The following is a 23,352-nucleotide window of genomic DNA, read 5'->3' as shown; positions in this document are numbered from 1 at the left end:
ATACTTGCACAAATGTGCTTATATGTATATATTTCGAATCTCTTTTTAATCAAGATGGTTTAGGGTGATATTGTGGATACAGAAAAGCTCATGGTTGCGCTCAACGAATTTATCCACGTTGGTGGCGCGTTAGTTTTAGTTATTGCGGTGGTTTCGGTTCTTACTGGCTTTATGCGTGAGTACACTCCGCAGGATAAATTACAGAAAACACTTAGCAAGCATGAAAAATGGGGCCCATTACTAGGAAGTTTATGCGGTATGTTGACGCCGTTTTGTAGTGCGTCTGTTGTGCCAGTCACCATGGGAATGGCGACAATGGGGGTTTCGCTTGGAACCGTGTTGAGCTTTTTAATCTCGGCTCCGCTATGTAACTTCGTTGTTCTTGCCATGGTATACGTAACATTTGGCTTTAAAATCACAGCAAGCTATCTGGCTATCACCTTTATCGCGGCGGTTTTTGGCGGATGGTTTATTACAAAAACGCCTTGGCGCAATGAAATTAAACGGGGTGAGGAGCTATTAGAGGGGAAAAAAGCAAAGTCGAGCTGCTCTGCGGCACCAGTATGTGGTGCTGCGCCAACATCGAGCCAAGGCTGTGGCGGTGTAATTAACAATGATTCAGCTAGCAAACCAAGCAAAACAAAACCTGCATTGCGCTTTGCGTGGGCCTTGTTTAAAAAAATTATTCCCTATGTTTTGATCGGTGCCTTTATTAGCGGCTTGTCTGCGGCTTACCTTCCTGCAGAAATGGTTGAAAAATATGTGGGCGGCGACAGCATTATGTCGATCGTTTTTGCGGCATTGATCGGTGTGCCTTTGTATTTGCGAATTGAAATGGCGATCCCGTTGCTAAATGTATTAATTGTAAAAGGCATGGGGATGGGACCTGCAATGGCGCTTATTATTGGTGGTACTGGCGCAAGCTTGCCAGAAATTGCTTTGGTGTCTTCTGTGCTCAAACCGAAAGCCGTTTTTGCTTTCGTTTCGATTATTTTGACGACCGCTATTATTGGCGGTGTATTGTTTCAATATGTGATTTGATTTTTACTGAGAAACCTTTACTCAATGTAGTTGAAGCTATTTAACTTTAATGGTTTCAACTACATTGTTTGCGCTGCGTTTATCTCTTAGTAGTCGAATAATTGTAGTGATATTAACACTTATTAAAGTTGCTTCTAGAAACGTTCCACCGATGGAACCAACCAATATATTGTTGATTAACCAGCATATTGCGCCGATCAAAAATCCCACTCGCATCTGAATACCTTTCAATACAAAGAAAGAATAAGTGCCAATGCACATACCGAGCATTGCCCACAAATCCCATATGCTATCCGCTAGATAAATACCGCTGATCAAACCAAATAGGATGAATGTAAAAGCCAGCCATTTTGATGAAATATAAATGGAAAGCCCTGTTCGTAAAGCGGAAAGTAAGGCACTGAGCGCGGAAACCATAGAGCCTAATAATAGGTAATGAAGTGTGTGATTGAGGCTAAAAATAAACATGATGATTTTTAGTTTTTTGTCATCCTTTTGAAAAAAGGCGTACATACCAATCGCAAAGCTGGCGAATCCTAATAACTGAGCGATAAAGGGCTGGTCTATCATGTTGTTCCTATGGTTTTAATTCTTATGTCTGCAGCTAGAGTAAATTGAAACGCTGTTTTATCCAAACGTTATTGTCGCTTTTAGTAAGATATTCTGTATTGATACGCTGATAAAGGAAGATGGCTTTAGATGATTAAAAGCAGTTCATTGATGAAACTTCCGTTTCTTTTTTGCTGCATGATGAAATAAAGCACGAATCTAAGTTGGCAGGCAGTCTACAATCGATTACCTTATTAGAAATAATTATCAAACTGAGGTTCTTACGTGACGACAAAGCTGGTGACGACAAAGCAGGATGTGTTATCCCTTATCGAGAAAAACTACCCTAATCTCTCTCCTTCTGCGCGTTCGATTGCGAATTATTTACAGCAGAATCCGTTGGCGATTGTCAGTCAGACGTCTGCTGAAATCGCAGATAACACCAATACCTCTAAAGCGACAGTGAGTCGGTTTTTTCGTCAACTTGGTTACGATTCCCATCAAGGCGCGAAACAAGCCCAACTGGCCCTAAGAGAAAGCGGCGTGCCGATTTTCACTCAAGGTTCGTCTTTGGATCAGACCTCGCAGGAATTGAAAAATTTAGCCTCAACCTTTGAAGGTTTACGTCCTGAAATATTGAATGACATTAGTCAGCGTTTGGCGAAAGCGAGCCGAGTGACTTTAATAGGTTTCAGGAACGCGTACCCATTGGCACTGCATTTTCGTCAGCAACTACAACAAGTACGCCACTCCGTGCGTTTGTTACCTCAACCGGGACAAACATTAGGAGAAGACTTACACGATATTTTGGATGATGAAGTCATCGTCTTACTTGGTTTTCGTCGACGTACTCGCCAGTTCAAGCAGATTGTTGCCGCGCTGGAAGGGCGAAACACTATATTGATTACCGATCCGACAGGGCAGGTTTATAACCAACAAGTGGCTCATGTGTTGATCTGCCACCTTGGCAGCGACAGCCCATTTGACAGTTACGCCGCACCAATGAGTTTGATTTCTATGCTTTGTAATCGGGTTTATGGCTACCTTGGTGATGGCGCCAGCCGTCAAGCGCAAGACATTGCAGCCTTATATGAGTCTTTAGATGAATTAGAACCTTAAATCTGTCTGTTAGTTTTTGTTTTACTTTATTATTTTCATGGGGCTTTTGCTGCATAAATTAAGCATGGACAGTTTGATCTAGTATTCCCTGTGATTAACTCTAAAATCCTTCATCAGGGTATTTCAAGTAGTGAGTTAATAATTTACCCAGTAGATGAATTTTACCTATTTGTTTGTTTTTTAATCATCAGTATTCCATTAATAATTTTGAAGTTTACATTCATTGCTGGTGTTGCTAATATCTCGCGCTCAAAGTGTATGGATGCGCGCATTTCCCCCGTGATTTTTAACGGGGCGTGTGTCCACGGCACGTTTTATCTGTGATTAACGCTGGTGTGCATGATCAATAATATAAACAGCCCTGCAGAAGAACTAACCACGACTGGTTGTGCCATTCGGTTAGATCAGGTTTGCCTAGAGATTGAAGGTAAACAAGTGATCAATCAGTTGTCTCTGGATACTAATGTCCGTCGGCTTGGAGTGATTGGTCGTAATGGCTCGGGCAAGTCCACTTTATCCCGCTTGCTTTCAGGTTTGATTGACACTACCTCTGGGCAGCTTGAAATTGCTGGTTTCAACCCATTTAAAGACCGCCGCGCTGCATTGCGGGAGGTCGGCCTGTTGTTTCAAAATCCAGACCATCAGATTATTTTTCCAACTGTCTTAGAAGAATTAACATTCGGGTTGCGCCAATTGGGCCAAGATAAAACCGATGCCAAAAAGAATGCGTTGGAAATGTTGTCGGCGTTTGGTAAAGAGCACTGGCAGGATGTACATTGCTCTGCTTTATCTCATGGACAAAAACATCTGGTCTGCCTGATGTCGATTGTCGCCATGAAACCTAACCTAATTATTCTCGATGAGCCGTTTGCTGGCTTGGATATTCCTACCAAACGCCAATTGCAGCGTTACCTCGATACGTTTTCCGGTAGCCTTATTCACATCAGTCACGACCCAGACGATCTTCAGAATTATGACCAACTTTTATGGTTGGAAGCTGGTCAAGTGGCGGCTTTAGGGGATTCTGACGAAATTATGCCACGTTATTTAGCGGCCATGTACGAACTGGGAGAAAGCGATGATATCTCTGACCTCGCCAGTTAAAACCCGTGCACATCATTGGCCTGCAGGGTTAAAACTAGGGTTGATGAGCCTGGTGACCTTTGGCTTGTTCTTTGTTGATAGTGTTGTCTTTCACGGCCTGTTTTTGATTTTTGTCGCTGTGCTCTATGCATTACCGGGAGCACTGTTCTTTAAAAATGGCTGGAAGCATCTGAAGATCTTGTGGCCGTTTGTTTTTATGGTGATTGTTTGGCACCTATTCACAGATGAGCTACCGCTGGGTTTAACCGTTGCCTTTCGTATGATTTCTGCGGTGGGGATGGCGAATCTGGTGACCATGACAACACGCCTTTCCGACATGATTGATGTTGTACATTGGCTAACTCGACCGCTGCAACGACTAGGTTTTAACCCTCGTGTGCTAGAGCTGGCAATTGCCTTGGTGATTCGCATGACACCTGTGCTTGTTTCCAAAGGTCAAAATCTGACTTTGGCTTGGCGCGCTCGCTCAACTCGTCGTTCTGGCTGGCGAATTATTTTACCCTTTACGGTCCTCGCGCTCGACGATGCGGATCATGTTGCCGAAGCTTTAAAGGCTCGCGGCGGATTAACAAACCAAGAGAGAGAATAATGGAAAAAAATATTGCCTATATCGCTTTGTTTGCGGCTTTGGTTGCAGCACTGGGCTTGATACCTAAACTAACCCTTGGCTTTGGTGTGCCGATTACTGCACAGAGCCTTGGTATTATGCTTTGCGGTACGATACTGGGAGCCAAACGCGGTGCTTTAGCTGTGTTATTGTTGCTGTTACTGGTCGCAATTGGCCTGCCTTTATTGGCGGGTGGTCGCGGCGGTTTGGGGCTGTTTTTTGGCGTAACGGGTGGTTTTCTAATTGGCTGGCCGATCGCTGCTTATGTGACGGGTTTGATTGTTGAGAAGTGGCGCACTGGTTCTATTGTCCTTGTCTCAATCATTGCCTCCATTGTCGGCGGCATCTTCGTGAGCTACTTGTTTGGTATTGTTGGTATGGCGATCGTCTTGGAAAAAACATTCCTTGAGTCCGCAGCACTGATGGTTGCTTTTATTCCTGGAGGCATTATTAAAGTGATTATTGCTGGCTTGCTCACTGGGGCCATCGCTAAAGCTCGCCCTGCAAGCTTGCTGTCACGCCAGATTAAAACGAAACCGTAACAGATGAATATTCAGATTTATGCCGATAATGTCTCCGCTAACCACATCCTTTATTATGCGCTGACACGGCTTTACGGTAAAAACAGCGTTTGCTTCATTAATGCCAATGAAATTTTAAACGGTGCTTTAAGCAAGGATGTGGATCTGTTTGTAATGCCCGGCGGTGCCAGCCGCTACAAAGCAGATAAACTCAATGGCACAGCAAACCGCATGATTAAAACCTATGTTGAGCAGGGCGGCCGCTATTTAGGTATTTGTGGCGGCGCCTACATGGGCTGTAATGTGACGAAATGGGCGCAAGGTCTGCCCCATGAAATCATTGTTCGCAATGAACTGAATTTTTTCTCGGGGGCTGCTATAGGCCCGATTGAGGCGTTTGGCCGCGGCGATAATTACAACCAGACCGATGCTCATTTAGTGACTCTAGAATACCAAGGTAAATTGGTCTCCTCACTGTATTTGGGCGGTTGTGTTTTTCAGCCCAATGTCGCGGATGACCATGATAAAAGTGGTTATAAAGTACTGGCGTCTTTTGCCGATTTACCGGACAAGCCAGCCGCTATTGTCTCTGGCCGTTACGGTCAGGGGCGATGGTTACTTTGCTCAACACATCCCGAGTACGATAACGAAGCGATTGAACTGGTTGATTTTAATGTGATCGGTAATCAGTACGAACATTTTTCTCGGTTGCCAAACGGTGCCGATTTACGACTTGAGCTGCTGGAGAGCTTATTAGTTAATCTAGACCTTCCTTCCTGAGACCTCTTTCTGTTAATAAGACGTCCATTTCAAGAATATCTGGCTCAGTGTGTTCATAACATCCTACCTAACACATAGCACCTAGTGCTGTTTCAGTTGACTTTTTAGTGAAACGATTGTTTCATAGTTCTTCACCAAGGGGGAAGCATGAAACATTTCATCGTAAAAAATCCATTTCTTACGTTAAGCGATCAAGACGGAAGTAGCGCTCTTTTTACTAGTACAACAGCGGATTCAGTTACTCATAAAGATCAGCCTTTAAAAGGCCTTCGCTTAGCCGTGAAAGACTTGTTTCATATGGCAGGATTACCCACTTCCGCAGGCAATCCAACTTGGCTAGCCAGTCATGACATCCCAACTCAAACATCATCAAGCGTAACGGCATTACTTGCGGCTGACGTTGAATTCTGTGGCAAAACCATTACCGATGAACTGGCTTACAGTTTAAATGGCCAGAATATTCATTACGGAACCCCTGAAAATCCTATTACAGCTGATCGTTTACCGGGTGGATCCTCGTCTGGTTCAGCGGTAGCGGTATCTTCTGGAATGGCGGATATTGGCTTAGGAACAGATACGGGTGGTTCGATCCGCGTGCCTTCTAGTTACAACGGTTTATTTGGTTTACGCCCTACTCATGGTGCGATTGATTCTGACAACATGGTTGCTCTAGCACCGTCTTTTGATACGGTCGGATGGATGACGAAAGATCTAGAGACTTTAGAAAATGTCGCTAAGGTTTTACTTACCAAAGCCTTACCAGAAAACGTCCTAACTTCCTTTAATCAGGTTCTGATTTGCGACAACTTAGTCGATCAAGTTGCCCATAGTCGCGAGCTACATACGCAACTTGATATATGGCGTCATCAAGGATTGTTAACAAACGAAGCCTCTTTGCTTATTGATACTCAAGCGTGGAAAGCCAGTGAAATTTTTCGTACTTTACAAGGTGCAGAGATTTGGCAAGAACATGGTAATTGGATTACAGAAGTGCAGCCAGAATTTGCGCCTGATATTCAGTTACGTTTTGAATGGTGTGCAACCATTTCCGCGGATGAAATAGCCGCAGCAAAGCAACAGCGCAAAGATTTCGCTGATTGGATTCAAGGCGAGTTAAAAGACTCTGTTCTTATTATTCCAACAACACCGGGCTTATCGCCTTTATTTACAGCGTCTGCGGACGATTTGGCAACTTATCGTAATCAACTGATGGACATGACGGCCATTGCTGGATTGGCGGGTTTACCGCAATTGCATTTACCTGTTTGTGAATTAGAGGGTGCACCCTGTGGCTTGTCTTTGATTGGGTCAAAGGGCAGTGATTTGGCGCTTATCGAATTTGCAAAAACATTGATGGAGCAGAGCTTGTGAGCCAAGATAATAGGAATAAAAGCGGGATAGCCTTTACGGCACCGCATTTTAAAGCGACAGAAGCAGGGCAAAAAATACTAGAACAAGGCGGCACCGCGATAGAAGCTATGGTGGCCGCTGCCGCTGCTATTGCTGTGGTTTATCCGCACATGAATGGTTTAGGCGGTGATGGTTTTTGGCTGATCAGTGAGCCGGGAAAAGCGCCAGTTGGCATCGATGCCTCTGGTAAAGCGGCACAAGCTGCGACGCTTGATTTCTATCAGAACAGTGGCTGCGAAAGCATTCCAACACGAGGAGGAAAAGCCGCGTTGACGATGGCGGGCGCGGTAGCTGGTTGGCAAGAAGCTTTATCCATCAGCGAAACGTGGCAATCGCCTTTACCTTTATCGGGTTTATTGGAAGACGCTGTTCAATTTGCTGAAAACGGCAGTGCGGTGACGCAAACCTATGTGGACGCCAGTAATAAAGTTTTTGATGATTTAGCCGACGTTCAAGGCTTTTCGGTATTTTTAAAAGACGGTAGTGTCTATCAGAAAGACGACAATTTAATACTTCCAGCTTTAGGAAAAACGCTAAAACGCCTTGCTGGAAATGGTTTAGATGATTTCTATCATGGTGAAATCGCGCAAGAATTGGCAAAAGACTTAGAAGCTGCCGGTTCGCCAATTCGATTGGAAGACTTCCATTCTTATGAAGCAAAACAGGTAAAACCACTACAAGTAAAAACTGGCGTAGGAACTTTATATAACTTGTCTGCGCCGACTCAAGGCATTGCGTCGTTATTGATTTTAGCTTTGTACGATCGTTTGCATACGCAAGCTAAAACGCCAACCGACATGGCGCATTTGTTAATTGAATCGACCAAACAAGCCTTTATTGCACGTAACCAATACGTGACGGACGAGTCTCGTTTAACGACGGATTTAGAAGCTTTATTGGAAGATAAATCGCTGGAAGAAATGCTGAGCAATATTTCTTTAGACTGCGCACAGACTTGGCCTCATATGGCGAAGCATGGCGACACCATTTGGATGGGCGCGTGTGATAGTGAAGGACGCATGGTGAGTTACATCCAGAGCCTTTACTGGGAATTCGGTTGCGGTGTGGTGAGCCCTTCTACTGGTATTGTTTGGAATAACCGAGGCTCGTCTTTCTCATTGGAAGAAGGCTCACTTCAAGAGCTTGGACCAAACCTGAAGCCTTTCCATACATTGAACCCTGCATTCGCTGAACTGAACGATGGCCGTCGTATGAGCTACGGCACCATGGGCGGAGAAGGTCAGCCACAAACTCAAGCGGCGCTGTTTAGTCGTTATGTTTATCACAATATGCCGTTAGACAAAGCCATTAGCGAAGGTCGCTGGTTGTTGGGTCGCACTTGGGGTGACGTGAGTCATAACTTGAAAGTCGAAGAAGACTTTGCCGAAATTGTTGCGGACGGATTGAAAACACGCGGACATGATTTGGTCGTTGTCGATTCGCAAAGTGAGATGATGGGACATGCTGGTGCAGTCGTGCAAATGACGGGTGGCCAAATGCTAGCGGCAACGGATTCTCGTAGCGATGGTTCTGCCATTGCCAAAAATGATCCATTGTAGGTATTTAAAATACCCATAAATTTAAGAACACTCGAATGAGTTAGGAGAAAGAAATGTCGTTTTTGATGGAAAATATTCCCATGTTGTTGGCCATGATGGGAACCGGTGTTGTTGGCGGTGTTCTGGCGGGTTTGTTGGGCGTTGGTGGTGGTATCGTCATTGTCCCTGTGTTGTTCTTTATTTATCAAGGGCTTGGTGTGAACAGTGATTCAGCCATGTTGGTAGCGACCGCGACATCGTTGGCGACGATTATTCCAACCTCGATCAGTTCGATTCGTGCTCACCAAGCGAAAGGCAACGTAGACTTTGCCTTACTGAAACATTGGGGTGTGTTTATTTTTATCGGTGTTGTTGTCGGCAGTGTGATTGTAACGCGAGTAAACGGTGAATGGCTGACCTTGTTGTTCGGCGTGATTGCCTGTTTGTCTGCTCTGAATATGTTGTTTGCTCGTAAAGAAGCCATGTTTAAATCTTTACCAGGTAAAACAGGCCAAAGTGTCATGGCAACCTTGATTGGCTTATTCAGCAGTATGGTCGGTATTGGTGGCGGGACGTTAACGGTTCCAACACTGACTTTTTGTAATTATCCAGCCCATCGAGCAGTCGGAACTGCGGCCGCTGTTGGCTTAATTATTTCTCTTCCAGCCGCGTTGACTATGTTGATCATGGGTGAGCGTCCACTGGATGCGCCATTTGGTACCGTTGGATTGGTTAACTTGATTGGTTTTGCGTTTATCGTTCCGTTAACAGTTTTCTTCGCACCGATTGGTGCAAGCCTTGGTCAGAAGCTGAATGCTGGTCGACTTAAAAAAGTCTTCGCTGTTGTGCTGATCCTGACTGGGTTACGCATGCTTTATCAATCCATTTTTTAGACGTTTTTATCATTAGGCGTTTCTCTCATTAGGAGTACTGATGCAACCTCTTTCATTTCCACCGAGATTATTAATGGGCCCAGGTCCAATTAACTGTTATCCACGAGTTTTGTCGGCGATGTCGACTCAGCTTGTTGGGCAATATGATCCGACCATGACGAGCTACATGAATGAAACCATGGCCTTGTATCGTCGAGTATTTAATACCCAAAATCAGCAGACCTTCCTAATTGATGGAACGTCTCGTGCCGGAATTGAAGCGGCGCTGATCTCTTGTTTAGAACCAGGCGATAAAGTCTTGGTGCCGATCTTTGGTCGCTTTGGGCACTTGTTGGCGGAGATCGCAGAACGTGCGGATGCGGAAGTTCATACAATTGAAGTGCCTTGGGGCGAGGTATTCGATCCTCAGCAAATTGAAGATGCAATAAAACGAATACAACCAAAGTTGTTAGCGATTGTTCAAGGCGATACCTCGACAACCATGTTGCAGCCATTGGAAGAACTCGGTGATATTTGCCGTGCTAACGATGTATTGTTTTACACGGATGCGACGGCGTCAATCGGCGGAAACCGATTTGAAACAGACGCGTGGAAAGTCGACGCGGTGTCGGTTGGCTTACAAAAATGCCTTGGTGGCCCTTCTGGAAGCGCACCCATTTCATTAAGCGAACGTTTTGTCTCGACGGTTCGTAAACGTGCTCATGTGGAAGCAGGTATTCGTGATGCACATCATCAAGAATCTTCTGGCATGCGTATTCGATCAAACTATTTCGACTTGCCAATGATCATGGATTACTGGGGCGAAGAACGCTTAAACCATCACACAGAAGCAGCCACCATGTTGTTTGGTGCGCGTGAGTGTGCGGTTGGTTTGTTAACCGAAGGTCAAGATGCCGTCTTGAAACGTCACCAATTAGCAGGTGACGCTATGTTAAAAGGCATTCAAGCGATGGGGCTTCAGCCATTTGGTGATTTGAGCCATAAAATGAACAATGTAGTTGGTGTGAATATTCCAGATTCGGTCGACGGCGAAGCGATTCGTCATGAATTGTTGAATACGTTCAACATCGAAATCGGTACCAGCTTTGGTCCATTAAAAGGCAAAGTATGGCGTATCGGCACCATGGGGTTCAACGCTCGCCAAGACGCGGTATTGCAAACGCTGCAATCCCTTGAAACGGTATTGCGTCGTGGTGGATTTTCGCTTCCAGCAGGCGAAGGTGTTGACGCGGCCATGTCGGTTTATACTGGAGATATGTAATGACAGATTACGGCAAAATCGCACAGCAAGTAATGTCCCGTTGTGACGAGCTTGGCAAAATCAGTCAGTCAGATGAGTATTTGGATCGTCGTTATTTAACGGCGGAACACAAGCAAGCCAATGAATTAGTTGGTGGCTGGATGACTCAAGCAGGCATGCAAACATGGCAAGACGAAGCGGGTAACTTGTGTGGGCGTTTAGAAAGCAAAACGCCTAACGCACCGCGTTATTTGATTGGTAGTCATTTGGACACAGTACCGAATGGTGGAAAATATGACGGCATGTTGGGCGTATTAGCGCCCATTTCCTTGATTCAGGCAATAACGGATCAATCGATTGAGTTACCTTTTCATTTGGATCTAGTTGGATTTGGTGACGAAGAAGGCACACGCTTTCGTTCTACCTTACTTGGTAGCCGAGCCTTAACAGGAAAATGGCCAGATGAATGGCGTAATGTTGAAGACAGCGAAGGAGTGAGCTTACCAGACGCCTTAAAAGCCTTTGGTTTAGACTTCGATAAAGTAAAAAATGCTGCTATCGATAACACTAATTTATTGGGTTATTTAGAGCTTCATATCGAACAAGGCCCGGTGTTAGAAGACGAAAATTTACCGGTTGGCGTGGTCAGTGCGATTGCTGGCGCGAAGCGTTTTGATTTGTCTGTCAAAGGCATGGCGGGACACGCAGGCACAGTACCAATGCCACTACGCCAAGACGCATTATGCGCCGTGAGTGAAATGATTCTGGTCGTAGAAAAAGTCGCTCAAGAACACGGTATTGTTGCTACTGTCGGCCAGATAAACAACCGACCCAATGGCGTCAACGTTATCTCAGGCAACACGCAATTTTCATTAGACATTCGCAGTGAATTCGATGAAAGACGAGACGCAGGATTAGCGCAAATCATGGAAGAAATACACGGCATTGCAGCGCGTCGAAACGTCACGCTCGATATGACACAAACCCATTCGGCAACGGCCGTACATTGTGACCCAGCATTGCAAAGCGTACTTCGTAACGCCATAGAACATGCAGGACACAAAGTACTGACATTACCCTCTGGCGCAGGACACGACGCCATGGCGATTGCCGATATTTGCCCCGTTGCCATGTTGTTTATGCGTTGCGATAAAGGCATTAGCCACAACCCAGCAGAATCGATCACTACGCCAGATGTCGCAGTGGCGCTAGAAGTGTTGGATCATGCTATTAAAAATTTGAGCTAGCGGCTGATGGATAATTTGTGTTTTTGAAACGCTCAACACAACACCTCGCTCCCCGAGCAGCAGGCTGAAGAGTAGTCGCTCTGATGCTATGTTGGATTTCTCTCATAGGCTATAAAAAACATTCAATATTTGTGAGGTAAAAATGAAGTTCACAAGAATTTATAACGATAAAGAAGGCAAAAGCCACTTTGGTGAATTGGAACTCGCACTGAAAGATGGCGGCCCGATTGGTTTTTTATCAGAACGATTTCCAGCGGGCGACATCATCTTTCGTGAAACCCCAAGCGACTACGATTTTAAATGGCATCCAGCACCACAACGTCAGTTGCTTTTCATCATCAAAGGGCGTTGTGAATTTAAAGTCTCTTCAGGTGAAACACGCCAATTCGGTGGCGGTGATTTACTCCTTCTAGAAGACACAGAAGGCGAAGGCCATTGCAGCAAAGCGTTATTCAACGAAATCCGTCACTCCATCTTTGTCACCGTACCGGAAGATGTGATTTTCTAATTCCTACACTCGTATACTCTACTGAGTAGGGCTGCATGAGCGAAGCGTGATCTGCCGATGAAAACGAAGTTTTCATTATTTAATGCAGATTGGTCTTCAGGACAAAAAAATACTTGATATTGAATTAGCCGTATTTAAGACAAAAGCCACGAACAACACATCATTTCGACACTGGCGTGAACCCTTTATGATGTGTTGCGTGTGGTTTTTTGTCTTCCTTGGAGCCAAGGTCCGTTGTCTGTGGCTGTTGAAACCGAAAAAACGTATTGATGATTAAATGTGTGAGAACAAGAAAGCTTGTAGTTCGTCTAGTTCTTTATCTATTGCTAAAATATGTGCGGTTGCTTTAGCGTCCAATGTTGTTAGTGTCTCTTTATCTGATGTTTCCGATATCTGTTTTGTTAGTATGTCGACTTGTTCAAGTTCTCGGCCCATATTCGTAAAAATCGTATGGGAGCGGAAATCAAATTCATTGTCTGTTCCTTTGTAATACCAGTCTCCAAATCGGGTTTCTTTTATGTCTAGATGTGATGTTTGAGCGTTGCCTTGTAGGGCATCGATGAGGAATTGTGTTTTCCAACTTTGCAGTTCAAGCAAACAAGATGCCGTATGCGCAAAGGCCATGGATTTATAGCCAGCCGCCATTAATTCTTCGGCATTTTTGGCTGTTTTATCAAATGAACTACTCAGTTTTTTACAAGATTCGCTCACTTCGACGGTTAAGTTGTGTAGGTTTCCAATTTGAAGGCTGACTTTATTGGTTCGCTCATCGATGTTGTTGACGAGTGTGGATATTTGTTCACTAGAGTCTCTAGATTTTGTTGCCAGAGCTCTTACTTCATCGGCCACAACCGCGAAACCGCGACCATGTTCGCCTGCTCGTGCGGCTTCAATAGCGGCATTAAGTGCGAGTAAATTTGTTTGATCGGAAATACTTTGAATCGTATCGGTAAAGCCTTTTATTTCACTGGCCGTGCTTTTTAGTCCATTTACTTCTTCAGCACTACTATTGGTTAACGATGTAATGTTTGCTAATGATTCCACTAATTGCATGATTTCTTTTTTATTACGTGCAACGTCTTCGTTGTCTCCTTCAGCCGCGCTCATTGGTTCGAATAACAGGTCAGATATCTTGTTTACAGACTTTAACGAACGTGTAATAACGTCTTGTTGTGGCAAGATAAGTTGATCTTCGACTTGGGGCGTATTTTTTAAAATTAAACTGTCTTCCGTCAGAACCTGAACTTCCACTTTTAGCGTTTCGATTTCTCGCTCTAATGCATTTTTTTCTATTTCTACTGTACTTAATGCTTTTTCTAATTCTTGGATACGCTTTTTTCCAAATATCATATAACTTCCTTTTCTAAGCAAATAAGATGGCAAAAATGCCAGCATCATTAGGGTGATACTGGCATTTATATGAGCTTATCTTTTGGGTTAATCCATATCTGGTTCAAACAAACCGCGTTTCATGTACAGCTTGACCCACACTGCTGCGATGACGCTAATGACAAGTAACATGCCACCCGCGATACTGAATATCATCTGCGTCATTTCTGGTGCTGGTGAGTTATTGATGATGACGTATACCATCGCCACGATACCTGCAATTTGAGGAAGTGGATAAAACGGTGTTTTATACGGACGAGCATGGTTTGGCATGCGTTTACGAAGCACGATCACATCAATATGAGAGATGATGTAAGCCAGTAAATAACTTGTTGTCGCCGCAATCACCAAAATAATCAAGGAGTCGATATCAAGAGATAAGAAAGGAATCATGGTGAAAACCGCCATCATTACAATACCTACCCAAGGGGTCTCATATCGGTTTAATGCTTTCAGTTGAGGGAAGGCTTGCTTTTGCTCTGCCATGCCATGAAGCATTCTAGGTAATGCTGCAAAAATCGTATTGATTGTGCTACAAGTCGCCGCTAATGCCATTAATGTAGCAATAAATAATCCCGCATCACCAAAAACCGCATTGGCGTAATCCAAATAGGGAATAGGAGAGCCAAGCAATGTTTCTGTGCTTAAAAATAAACTTGCGCCAAATATGAACGCGAGAAAGATTCCGAAAATAGCAAACAATGACAAATGCATCGCACGTGGGATGTTTTTGGTAGGGTCTTTTACTTCGTTAATCATAGGACAAATGTATTCTGCCCCTACGAATAACCACATAGCGAGAGCAATTAGGCTAATAAAACTACCATCTGCTACTCCTGCAAAGCCCCAATCTACAGGTGTACCTGCCATTTCTGATGGAAAAGTACCAACAATTGCTATGAGAGCAAGTAGAACAAGCGCACTAACAAGGATAAATGCCACAACGTTCTGTACTTTGGCGAACACATTTGTTCCAACAAGGTTAGTGATCATCAAAATGACAACGATCAGAATTGGGATAACTTTTTCTGGAAACAAGCCTGGTAGTAGTTCAGATAGCATTGCATCGACTAAGAATAGCTCTACAGGTATCGCCAGACTTGCCACAATCACGTAGCCGGCGAAAACCGAGATAATCGCAGGGAAGTGCCCGATGGCTTTTTGAGTATAGGTTGCTAATGTACCCTCTTGTGGAAACATGAGAGACAGCTCGGCAAAACTCATTGCATTAAACTGCGAAATAATTAGAGCGGCAATCATGGCAAAAACAAAAGTGGTTCCTCCCATGCCTACGCCTTGCATCGCCGAAATCATTGCACCCTGTACAATGACGAGACCAATACAAATTGCCATCATAGTTGGCAATCCCATTTTTGCTTTATTCTTTATCGCTGATTGATCAGCTGTTTTTATGGTTCCTGAATTTGCGATATCGCTCATGTTCCTATTCCTCTTGTGAGTAAAACGTTCTTATGATGTCCGTTTTTACGATGTTAGAGCCGATCAAACCGATAAGGGCTTGGGTCGATAAGGGGTATTGCATTAGAGACAAGGTCTGCCGCTAATTGTCCTGCTGCTGGACCCGTACCAAATCCGTGCCCTGAAAATCCTGTTGCTATGGTCAGGCCCGGTATTTCTTTGATGCGATCAATAACAGGATTGGAGTCTGGAGTAATGTCGATGACACCAGCCCAGGCTTCTTCTATTTCTGCTTGGTCGAAAATCGGCCAAGCATTACGAAGGTTGGTAAGTGCTTCTTGATTCAAATCTGGATTGAATGAAGGATCGAAAGTACGAATTTTTTCAAATGGTGATGGGCTGTTAGCACTCCAGCTGCGTGCTAGTCCGAGATCCTTGATGAACTCGCGTCCTAAAGACGGACGGAGGAAGCTTCTTTGTGCACGAAGCTGGCTCAGATAGCGCCAACCAATTAATAGATGGTCTAGCGTAATGGGAGCATCAAGCGCTCCTCGTTGGGTGATGATAAAACCACCATCCTGATGTTTTCGAAACGAGAAATCTGGGCCGCCTACGGAAATATCTGTTGGACCGTCCATTGGTTTGGTGCGTAACACAGAGCAAATTACGGGAAGAGTCGGTAAAGAAACGCCATGGTTTCCTAAGAAACGTCTAGACCAAGCACCGCCAGCCAGTAGAACTTGTTCGCAGCGTATTTCTCCTTTTTCAGTGACTACTCCACTGATTTTTCCACCCGATGTAGACAGCATTCGTACCGCGCAGTTTTGAACCATAATGGCGCCTTTTTTCATGGCTGATTTGGCAATAGAACTTGCTGCAATGGAAGGTTCAGCACGACCATCAGAAGGCGTATAAATCCCGCCTAACCAATTACCTTTGCCACCAGGGACGGTTTGATCGATTTCTTTTGAACTCATCATTTTTGAATCTAAAGACAGCGAATCAACCGACTTTAACCAATCTTCGTGCATGGCCACTTGTTCTTCAGTTTTGGCTAAGAACATGATTCCGGATTTTTTATAACCTACTTCTCTGCCGATACGTTCAGGCATATCTGTCCAGATTTTATCGGCTGCCATCGCCAATGGAACGTCATCGAAATGACGACTGGTTTTGCGTATCCAGCCTAAGTTTCGAGAAGACTGTTCGCCAGCGATATGGCCTTTTTCCAATAGCACAACAGGAATATTTCGTTCAGTTAGCGTTAATGCAGCAGTCACACCAATGATGCCTCCGCCAATAATGACAACAGTTGTAGAATCTGGCAGTTGATCCGTTGTGTGAACTGTCTCAAGTGTCTTGGTCATCAGGTCGATTCCTATGAGTTTGCTTGATCAAGCTAGGTTGATTTTCGTAACGTTGGCGGAAGACGCGCCTCGGTACGCGGTCACTTCGATCTCCACTTTATAAACTGTAGAACCTAGTGGTGGGCAAGTTACTGTTGTTGATGGATCAATGCCGTGAAATCGTGATCCTATGTATTCCATAACCATATTTGTGTCTGCTGGATCCTGAATAAACACCCGTGACATAACAACGTCTTCTAACGATGCATCTACTGCTGCTAAAGCGGATTCAATATTCCGAAAGACTTGCTCGGTTTGTTCAATTAAGTCATTTGAAATTTCTTTGTTTTCTGGATTGCGTCCAGCGGTGTTTGAGACATAAATCCAGTTATCAACAGAAACGAGGCGAGAATAGCTGCCCATGATTTCAAACTTGGAGCCTGTTTTTACCTTAGTGATTGTTGTCATTTGGTTTTCCAATAAAAATCTACGAATGAAAATAAGTGCAAGATAACTGGCGTGAATTAAATCTGACATTCACGCCAACCTCTTAAAAGTCTTTAGGCTGTTTAAATGGTTTACCTTAGCTCTGGGGTTTCCCAAAGGTTGAGTTTTACTCCGATATTTTTCTTAAGTGCGTTTTGATAGACCTTGGTTGCCCAAGCAACGTCTTCCGTTGGTAAGCCTCCAACTGATAAAACGATGATTTCATCATCATTTTGGCGGCCCGGTTTGTCCCCTGTTACGATGGAACCCAAATCTTCCAGTTGGTCTTTTGTCATCAAACCTTCGTCGATCATGTCCATAAAGCGACAGCCAATAATAGGGATATACATGTGGGCCGGTTTCGGCGCTTCTTCATGCCAGGCTTCATAAAGACCAATGTTGTCCATGACTTTTCTAACGTCGTGTTTCTCTAAATCTTCATCGAATCGGCAATAGGCTGGCATGGAAATATAAGCCCCTGCTTTCACCCATTCACGTTTCACAATTGGATAGGATGAAACGTCACCGGTTTCGCCTGAGTTGCAGTAGGTGACGATGTCCGCATCACGAACAACATCTTCAAGCGAGTTGACAACCTGTACATTAGTGATTTGAGGGAAGGTTTCTTTAACCCATTCAAGGAAACTATCTAGGCTTTTCTGACCACGGCCTTTTACTTTTAGAGTGTCAATGTTTGGGCAGACAGCCATGAAGGCCGCAACAGAGGTTTTTCCCATAACACCAGGTCCAAGCAGGCCAATTACTTTGGAATCTTTACGAGCTAAATGGCGTGCGCCAACACCCGGGACGGCGCCAGTACGATAAGCAGAAAGAAGGTTGGCAGACATGTGAGCAAGCGGTGCGCCGGTATCAATGTCATTTAGGGTAAACATTAAAATAGAGCGTGGTAGGCCTATTTCGCGGTTGGCTATATTAGATCCATACCATTTTACTCCACAGGTTTGATAGTCACCTCCAAGATAGGCTGGCATGGCCATCAAACGGCGATCTGGTGTATGACGTGGCATGGTAGATATTTCTGGCTCTTCAGGGAATGTCACCATAGCCCCATGGGAATCGTTATTCGCGCCAGCCATGCGATAGTCACCCTTATGCATTAAGGCAAACATATCTTCCATTGCATCGACACATTTAGGCATGTCTGTCACGCCTGCTTTGATCATGTCTGGTTCAGACAGGTATATAAAATCGATTTGTGTACTTTCTGACATAACATCACCTCAAAAATATGAAATAGAGTTTTTATCTGTCGCTGTTGGTCTCGATTTAGGGGAATAACAGGCAATGTTCTTGGCCTGATTAACCTTAATCAAACAGCAGATGATTTCGATCCTAGACCTCTAAAATCTTTCCGTATTGAACTTTTGCGACATGACTTTGTGAATGTTAGTGATTTGTAAGTTGGCATTGAGTTTGCAGAAGATAGCGTATCTTAAGCATATTTATAAGCAGGATTCAGTTATGTCAGATTTTCCTCTTATTAGTCATCTTGCTGGAATTCGTTCTAAGCAACCTTGGTTAGTCATGAACGCGGCTGACAAGTTTTTGCTGTCAGGCTCTGATGACCAAACCATTTCCCATTTCTATAGTTTTGAATCTAGAAACACGGAAGAACAAACCTTTGCGATCCCAGACGGTTGTGTGGACATATTATTTGACTGCGATGAAAGCCGACCTAGCGCTGAAGTTTTTGGTACGCCAATGGAAGCCATCACTATCGAGTTGAATAAGAACCATAGATATTTTGGGGTACGGTTTGCATCAGGTGTAATGCCAGATTTTTTGAATGCTTCGGCAGGTGATTTAGTCGGTCACCATTATAACCTTTTAGACATTGTTCCCCATGCAAATCAAATGTTTGAAGACATAGTGAGCAGTTCTGATTTTGCTGAACAAGCGGCTTTATTTGGACGCTTTTCTAACAATAAAGAAATACGAAAACCTTCAGACTTAACATCTCAAGCTTTACGTAGTATTTGTGAAACGAATGGCACCATTCGCATTAATGATTTAGAAGATTTAACGGGTTACACCTCTCGTACTTTACAGCGACAGTTTCGGGCTGATATGGGAATGTCGCCCAAAGCATTTTGTCGAATTATACGTTGCCAATCTGCGGTTTATGATATTAACCATGGCGATGAGGTGGCGTTTTCAGACTTGGCTTGTGATCTAGGATTTAGTGACCAAGCACACTTTCAGCGAGAATTTAAAAAGCTTGTGAATGCGACTCCGTTGGATTATTTAAACCGTGTTAAGCACGAAACCTATTTAAAACGAATACAGTATTTGTGAACAATAAAGAACCGTTTCGTATTTCGTCGCACTAGATTTGTGCTCAACTTAGTTTGTCGTATAGTGTTTTAATAGTGGTTTTTAATTTTGTGGCGGATGATTCTTTATCCAATGATCAGCAATATCACCTCGACGAGCAATCCAAACATCGTCATGGGACTGAACGTAATCTAAGAAACGCTTTAGCGCCATGAAGCGACTCGGTTTACCTAGCGTTCGACAATGCATGCCAATCGACATCATCTTTGGTGACGTTGCCCCTTCTTCGTATAAACAATCAAAGTTGTCTTTTAAATATTGGAAAAATTCGTCCCCGTGACTAAATCCATAAGGCGAAGAGAACTTCATATCGTTACAGTCAAGCGTGTACGGCACAATGAGATGTGGTTTGGTTTTTCCTTCACTTCTATGAGCCGCGTCATGATGAGGAACTTGTACCCAATAAGGCAGATCATCGCCGTAGTTGTCTGAGTCGTATTTTAGCTGTGTTTGCTCTGCCACTAAGGCGCGAGTGTTTGGCGAATCACGTCCTGTATACCAACCTGCTGGTTTTACGCCAGTGACTTCTTCGATCAGAGCCAGCGCTTCTTTCATGTGCTCGCGTTCTTCTTCAATGCTCATGTCTTGGTAGTGAATCCATTTTAAACCGTGGCAAACGATTTCATGGTTGCCATCAACAAAGGCTTTGGCTATATCAGGATTGCGCTGCAATGCGGTTGCAATGGCAAAAATAGAAAGGGGCAATCCGCGACGCTCGAATTCATTCAATATGCGCCAAACACCAGACCGAGAGCCATATTCGTATAACGATTCCATACTCATATGACGATCTTTAAAAGGTTGTGCACCGAAAATTTCAGACAAAAATGTTTCGGCGTGCTCATCACCATGAAGAACACAATTTTCACCGCCTTCTTCAAAGTTCAAAACAAACTGTACAGCGATTCTGGCATTGTTAGGCCAATTTACTTTAGGTTGTTGGCGCCCGTAACCGGCATAATCTCGTTCTAAATAATGTTTCATCTATCGTCCTACTTCTTTATAGAGAGCCTCAAGGAGAGTTTGATCTATTTATCCTGATATTTCATGCAATTAACGTGCGAACTGGAGCGCGTTCAGTCGATTAGAAAGTTTTGAGGTTTGTCTGTGTTTTCTGTAATTAAGTCATCGTCTGATCTGTCTTTCAATTTCACGCCAGATAATTTTAATTTGTGAGCTTCATTTAAGAGGTAATAAGCTTTTCGAGCGGCTTCTTGATGAACCAAGCCAGCAGGGCGAACATTTGAAATACAGTTTCGATAAGCGTCAGTAAAACCTACTTTTCCGCCCCAAGTGAGATACAAACCCAAACTATCAGGCGAACTTAGTCCTGGACGTTCACCGATAAGAACCAATACACATTTTGCATTGAGCCGCTGGCAGACGTCGTCACCAATAGCAACGCGCCCTTGTTCGATAATGCAAATTGGCGCGACATTCCAGTCATTTTTTTGATGGTTTTTTATTTGAGAAAATAAGGCGTCTAAAAAAGGTAAGGTGTTTTGCTCAATAGCCAAAGACGACAAGCCATCAACCACGACAATAGCAAGATCATAGATATCGTTTGATGATGCTCTGTGTGCATCCAGTTTTGCAGCAGAGGCTTCATCAAGTAGGCGCCCATAATCAGGACGCTGTAAATAGGTTGCTCGATCTGTCGCGCGACTGTGCAAAATTAAAGGTGCCCAGTCAGGGGCCCAATCTTGTTCTATAAGTGTTTTGGTAAGTTGATTTGTATCGAGTTTAGTGTGAACTGCGTCAATAGCTTGTGCGTGAGCCAGTTGGAAAGCCAATAAATGTGACGTCGGAACACTGATGCCTGAGCGCCCCAAACCAACACGGGCATCGGTAAATGCGTTAAGTTTACGCCACGGGTTTTCTGTTACCGCTTCTTCAATGGAGTCAAGGTTATTAGGGTCAATAAATAGATCTTTATCTTGGCTCATGAGCGACCTCCAATGATGCGATTAAGGGATTGATGGAAGGCATCAGGTAGCTGGTGGTTTAGACTGAAGGTGTCGTTATTTTTGAAAATTTCCATTTTCGCTAACCAAGCATCGAATTCAGGTGCGGGTTTTAAACCTAATACTCGACGAGCGTATAAAGCGTCATGGAATGACGTGGTTTGATAATTCAACATGATGTCATCAGAGCCAGGAATGCCCATAATAAAGGTGCAACCAGCGACGCCTAAAAGAGTTAGCAAGTTGTCCATGTCGTTTTGGTCGGCTTCAGCATGGTTGGTGTAACAAACATCGCAACCCATTGGTAAGCCGAGCAGTTTTCCGCAAAAATGATCTTCTAGACCCGCGCGAGTGATTTCTTTGCCATCGTATAAATATTCGGGGCCGATAAAACCAACCACGGTATTGACTAACAGCGGATCAAATTTACGGGCTACGGCATAAGCTCGGGTTTCGCAGGTTTGCTGATCTAAGCCGTGATTAGCATTGGCAGATAAGGCACTGCCTTGGCCAGTTTCAAAATACATGACGTTATTACCAACGGTGCCACGATTAAGAGACAAGGCTGCATCCTGTGCTTCCGCGAGATTGGCGAGATTAAAACCAAAGCTGTGATTGGTAGCTTGGGTTCCGCCGATAGACTGGAAGACCAAGTCCACTGGTGCACCTTGTTCTATGCACTCAATAGTATTGGTAACGTGAGTTAAGACACAGGATTGAGTTGGAATGTCATAATGCTGGATGACTTCGTCCATCATCTTAATCAAACGAGTGGCTTGCTGTACGTTGTCTGTGGCTGGGTTTATACCAATCACAGCGTCACCACTGGCGTATAAAAGGCCATCGAGCATGCTGGCAGCGATACCGGTTAAGTCGTCTGTTGGGTGGTTCGGTTGTAAACGCGTTGATAAATGCCCTGGTAAACCTATGGTGTTGCGAAAGGCGGTTTTGACGTGACATTTTTTCGCCACCAAAATGAGATCTTGGTTGCGCATTATTTTACTGACCGCAGCGGCCATCTCTGGTGTTATACCTTGGCGAATGCTGGTTAAAACTTCAGGTGTTGCAAGGTCACTGAGTAGCCAGTCGCGAAAGCCTCCAACAGTTAAATGGGAAATGGGTGAAAATGCGAGTTTGTCGTGATCGTCAATAATTAAGCGGGTAATTTCGTCTTTTTCGTAAGGTATGAGCATTTGCTCAAGAAAAAGCTTCAAGGGAACATCGGCCAATGTCATTTGTGCAATGGCGCGTTCTTCTGCGCTTTGAGCCGCAACACCAGCTAAGCGGTCACCTGAGCGAGCAGGTGTTGCTTTCGCCATTAAATCGGCAAGATCAATAAAACCAAAAGTGCGCTCTCCCACTATGTGACGAAATTGAAAAGTAGAATGTGGTTGACTCATAGCATTTTCTCGTACGGATTAATATTTTTAACTCTCAAACTACGACAACCAAAAAACAATCATAAAGTTTAACTAATTGACCGATTCTTTTGTTCAGATTTCTGTTGCGCCTGTTCCAGTTCAGGTCCGTATTGAATTGCCCAGTCATATAAACCGGCAATCGGCTGTTGTAATGAGCGACCCAGCTCTGTCAGACGATATTCGACCCCTACTGGCATAGTGTCTAAGACTGTTCGATTGACAAGGCCGTTGCGTTCGAGTCGCTTCAATGCATCGGCCAGTGCTTTGTGTGTAATGCCGCCCAAGTGACGTTTGATGGCATTAAAGCGCAAAGGGTTAGTGCAGAGTACATTCAAAATAAGTACCGACCACTTGTTGGTAATTTGCTCAAGAACCAACCGCATCCGGTCAACATCAATATTATGACGATTATCCC

At 44.2% G+C, this 23,352-nt stretch carries 23 protein-coding genes; 13 read left to right on the top strand and 10 right to left on the bottom strand.

Annotated features, from left to right (window positions below):
• Positions 1-72: 72 nt before the first annotated feature.
• A complete protein-coding gene (locus tag AC0L3Y_RS04285) occupies positions 73-1,041 on the top strand; it encodes a permease (protein WP_473469198.1) in 969 nt (322 codons plus the stop codon).
• A 36-nt stretch (positions 1,042-1,077) separates the two neighbouring features.
• On the opposite strand, the gene AC0L3Y_RS04280 is transcribed toward AC0L3Y_RS04285, so the two are convergent.
• Positions 1,078-1,611 carry a YgjV family protein gene (locus AC0L3Y_RS04280; protein WP_473469196.1) on the bottom strand — a complete coding sequence of 178 codons (534 nt, stop codon included), beginning with the start codon at positions 1,609-1,611 and terminating at the stop codon, positions 1,078-1,080.
• A 264-nt stretch (positions 1,612-1,875) separates the two neighbouring features.
• Here AC0L3Y_RS04280 and AC0L3Y_RS04275 point away from each other — a divergent pair, with 264 nt between their 5' ends.
• The 11 genes from AC0L3Y_RS04275 to AC0L3Y_RS04225 all read left to right on the top strand — a co-directional run bounded on the left by AC0L3Y_RS04275 (position 1,876) and on the right by AC0L3Y_RS04225 (position 12,557).
• A complete protein-coding gene (locus AC0L3Y_RS04275) occupies positions 1,876-2,709 on the top strand; it encodes a MurR/RpiR family transcriptional regulator (protein ID WP_473469194.1) in 834 nt (277 codons plus the stop codon).
• 339 nt (positions 2,710-3,048) lie between these two features.
• Positions 3,049-3,813 carry an energy-coupling factor ABC transporter ATP-binding protein gene (locus AC0L3Y_RS04270; protein ID WP_473469193.1) on the top strand — a complete coding sequence of 255 codons (765 nt, stop codon included), beginning with the start codon at positions 3,049-3,051 and terminating at the stop codon, positions 3,811-3,813.
• The gene (locus AC0L3Y_RS04265) at positions 3,788-4,402 is read left to right on the top strand and encodes an energy-coupling factor transporter transmembrane component T family protein (RefSeq protein ID WP_473469191.1); all 615 of its coding nucleotides are present in this window, start codon (positions 3,788-3,790) and stop codon (positions 4,400-4,402) included. Before AC0L3Y_RS04270 ends, AC0L3Y_RS04265 begins: the two co-directional genes overlap by 26 nt.
• On the top strand, positions 4,402-4,962 hold the full coding sequence (locus AC0L3Y_RS04260; RefSeq protein ID WP_473469189.1) for a biotin transporter BioY: 561 nt from the start codon (positions 4,402-4,404) through the stop codon (positions 4,960-4,962). The genes AC0L3Y_RS04265 and AC0L3Y_RS04260 overlap by 1 nt, the downstream gene beginning before the upstream one ends.
• Positions 4,963-4,965: 3 nt before the next feature.
• Positions 4,966-5,721: a BPL-N domain-containing protein gene (locus tag AC0L3Y_RS04255; protein WP_473469187.1), complete on the top strand. Its 756-nt coding sequence runs from the start codon at positions 4,966-4,968 to the stop codon at positions 5,719-5,721.
• 147 nt (positions 5,722-5,868) lie between these two features.
• A complete protein-coding gene (locus tag AC0L3Y_RS04250) occupies positions 5,869-7,092 on the top strand; it encodes an amidase (protein WP_473469185.1) in 1,224 nt (407 codons plus the stop codon).
• The gene (locus AC0L3Y_RS04245) at positions 7,089-8,690 is read left to right on the top strand and encodes a gamma-glutamyltransferase family protein (RefSeq protein ID WP_473469183.1); all 1,602 of its coding nucleotides are present in this window, start codon (positions 7,089-7,091) and stop codon (positions 8,688-8,690) included. Before AC0L3Y_RS04250 ends, AC0L3Y_RS04245 begins: the two co-directional genes overlap by 4 nt.
• Positions 8,691-8,743: 53 nt before the next feature.
• Entirely contained in the window at positions 8,744-9,562 is an 819-nt protein-coding gene (locus AC0L3Y_RS04240) for a sulfite exporter TauE/SafE family protein (protein ID WP_473469181.1), read from the top strand.
• Between the two features lie 40 nt (positions 9,563-9,602).
• On the top strand, positions 9,603-10,823 hold the full coding sequence (locus AC0L3Y_RS04235; protein ID WP_473469179.1) for a pyridoxal-phosphate-dependent aminotransferase family protein: 1,221 nt from the start codon (positions 9,603-9,605) through the stop codon (positions 10,821-10,823).
• Positions 10,823-12,049 (top strand): allantoate amidohydrolase, encoded by a 1,227-nt coding sequence (locus AC0L3Y_RS04230; RefSeq protein WP_473469177.1) that lies wholly within the window; start codon positions 10,823-10,825, stop codon positions 12,047-12,049. Before AC0L3Y_RS04235 ends, AC0L3Y_RS04230 begins: the two co-directional genes overlap by 1 nt.
• A 142-nt stretch (positions 12,050-12,191) precedes the next feature.
• Positions 12,192-12,557 carry an AraC family ligand binding domain-containing protein gene (locus AC0L3Y_RS04225; protein ID WP_473469174.1) on the top strand — a complete coding sequence of 122 codons (366 nt, stop codon included), beginning with the start codon at positions 12,192-12,194 and terminating at the stop codon, positions 12,555-12,557.
• A gap of 273 nt (positions 12,558-12,830) precedes the next feature.
• Here the strand turns inward: AC0L3Y_RS04225 and AC0L3Y_RS04220 are convergent, their stop codons facing one another.
• From AC0L3Y_RS04220 to AC0L3Y_RS04200, 5 genes are all read right to left on the bottom strand, one after another.
• Positions 12,831-13,610 carry a methyl-accepting chemotaxis protein gene (locus tag AC0L3Y_RS04220; protein WP_473470585.1) on the bottom strand — a complete coding sequence of 260 codons (780 nt, stop codon included), beginning with the start codon at positions 13,608-13,610 and terminating at the stop codon, positions 12,831-12,833.
• Between the two features lie 384 nt (positions 13,611-13,994).
• A complete protein-coding gene (locus tag AC0L3Y_RS04215) occupies positions 13,995-15,386 on the bottom strand; it encodes an APC family permease (protein WP_473469172.1) in 1,392 nt (463 codons plus the stop codon).
• A gap of 53 nt (positions 15,387-15,439) precedes the next feature.
• Positions 15,440-16,732: an NAD(P)/FAD-dependent oxidoreductase gene (locus AC0L3Y_RS04210; RefSeq protein WP_473469170.1), complete on the bottom strand. Its 1,293-nt coding sequence runs from the start codon at positions 16,730-16,732 to the stop codon at positions 15,440-15,442.
• Positions 16,733-16,759: 27 nt separating this feature from the next.
• Positions 16,760-17,248 carry a Rid family hydrolase gene (locus AC0L3Y_RS04205; RefSeq protein ID WP_473469168.1) on the bottom strand — a complete coding sequence of 163 codons (489 nt, stop codon included), beginning with the start codon at positions 17,246-17,248 and terminating at the stop codon, positions 16,760-16,762.
• Positions 17,249-17,289: 41 nt separating this feature from the next.
• Positions 17,290-18,429: a tyramine oxidase subunit B gene (locus AC0L3Y_RS04200; protein WP_473469166.1), complete on the bottom strand. Its 1,140-nt coding sequence runs from the start codon at positions 18,427-18,429 to the stop codon at positions 17,290-17,292.
• 250 nt (positions 18,430-18,679) lie between these two features.
• On the opposite strand from AC0L3Y_RS04200, the gene AC0L3Y_RS04195 reads away from it, so the two are divergent.
• On the top strand, positions 18,680-19,513 hold the full coding sequence (locus AC0L3Y_RS04195) for a helix-turn-helix domain-containing protein (RefSeq protein ID WP_473469163.1): 834 nt from the start codon (positions 18,680-18,682) through the stop codon (positions 19,511-19,513).
• Between the two features lie 81 nt (positions 19,514-19,594).
• Here the strand turns inward: AC0L3Y_RS04195 and puuE are convergent, their stop codons facing one another.
• The 4 genes from puuE to AC0L3Y_RS04175 form a co-directional block, all read right to left on the bottom strand.
• Positions 19,595-20,536 (bottom strand): allantoinase PuuE, encoded by a 942-nt coding sequence (puuE, locus tag AC0L3Y_RS04190; protein ID WP_473469160.1) that lies wholly within the window; start codon positions 20,534-20,536, stop codon positions 19,595-19,597.
• Between the two features lie 92 nt (positions 20,537-20,628).
• Positions 20,629-21,498 carry an ethanolamine ammonia-lyase subunit EutC gene (eutC, locus tag AC0L3Y_RS04185; protein ID WP_473469157.1) on the bottom strand — a complete coding sequence of 290 codons (870 nt, stop codon included), beginning with the start codon at positions 21,496-21,498 and terminating at the stop codon, positions 20,629-20,631.
• Positions 21,495-22,916, bottom strand: coding sequence for an ethanolamine ammonia-lyase subunit EutB (locus AC0L3Y_RS04180; RefSeq protein ID WP_473469155.1), 1,422 nt, complete (start codon positions 22,914-22,916; stop codon positions 21,495-21,497). The genes eutC and AC0L3Y_RS04180 overlap by 4 nt, the downstream gene beginning before the upstream one ends.
• 68 nt (positions 22,917-22,984) lie before the next feature.
• Positions 22,985-23,320, bottom strand: a complete 336-nt coding sequence (locus tag AC0L3Y_RS04175; RefSeq protein ID WP_473470583.1) for a winged helix-turn-helix transcriptional regulator — start codon at positions 23,318-23,320, stop codon at positions 22,985-22,987.
• Between the last annotated feature and the right edge of the window lie 32 nt (positions 23,321-23,352).

The organism is Marinomonas sp. GJ51-14, from assembly GCF_055808695.1.
Note: the sequence above shows the minus strand (reverse complement) of the source record. Positions and strands in the feature narration are given on the sequence as shown.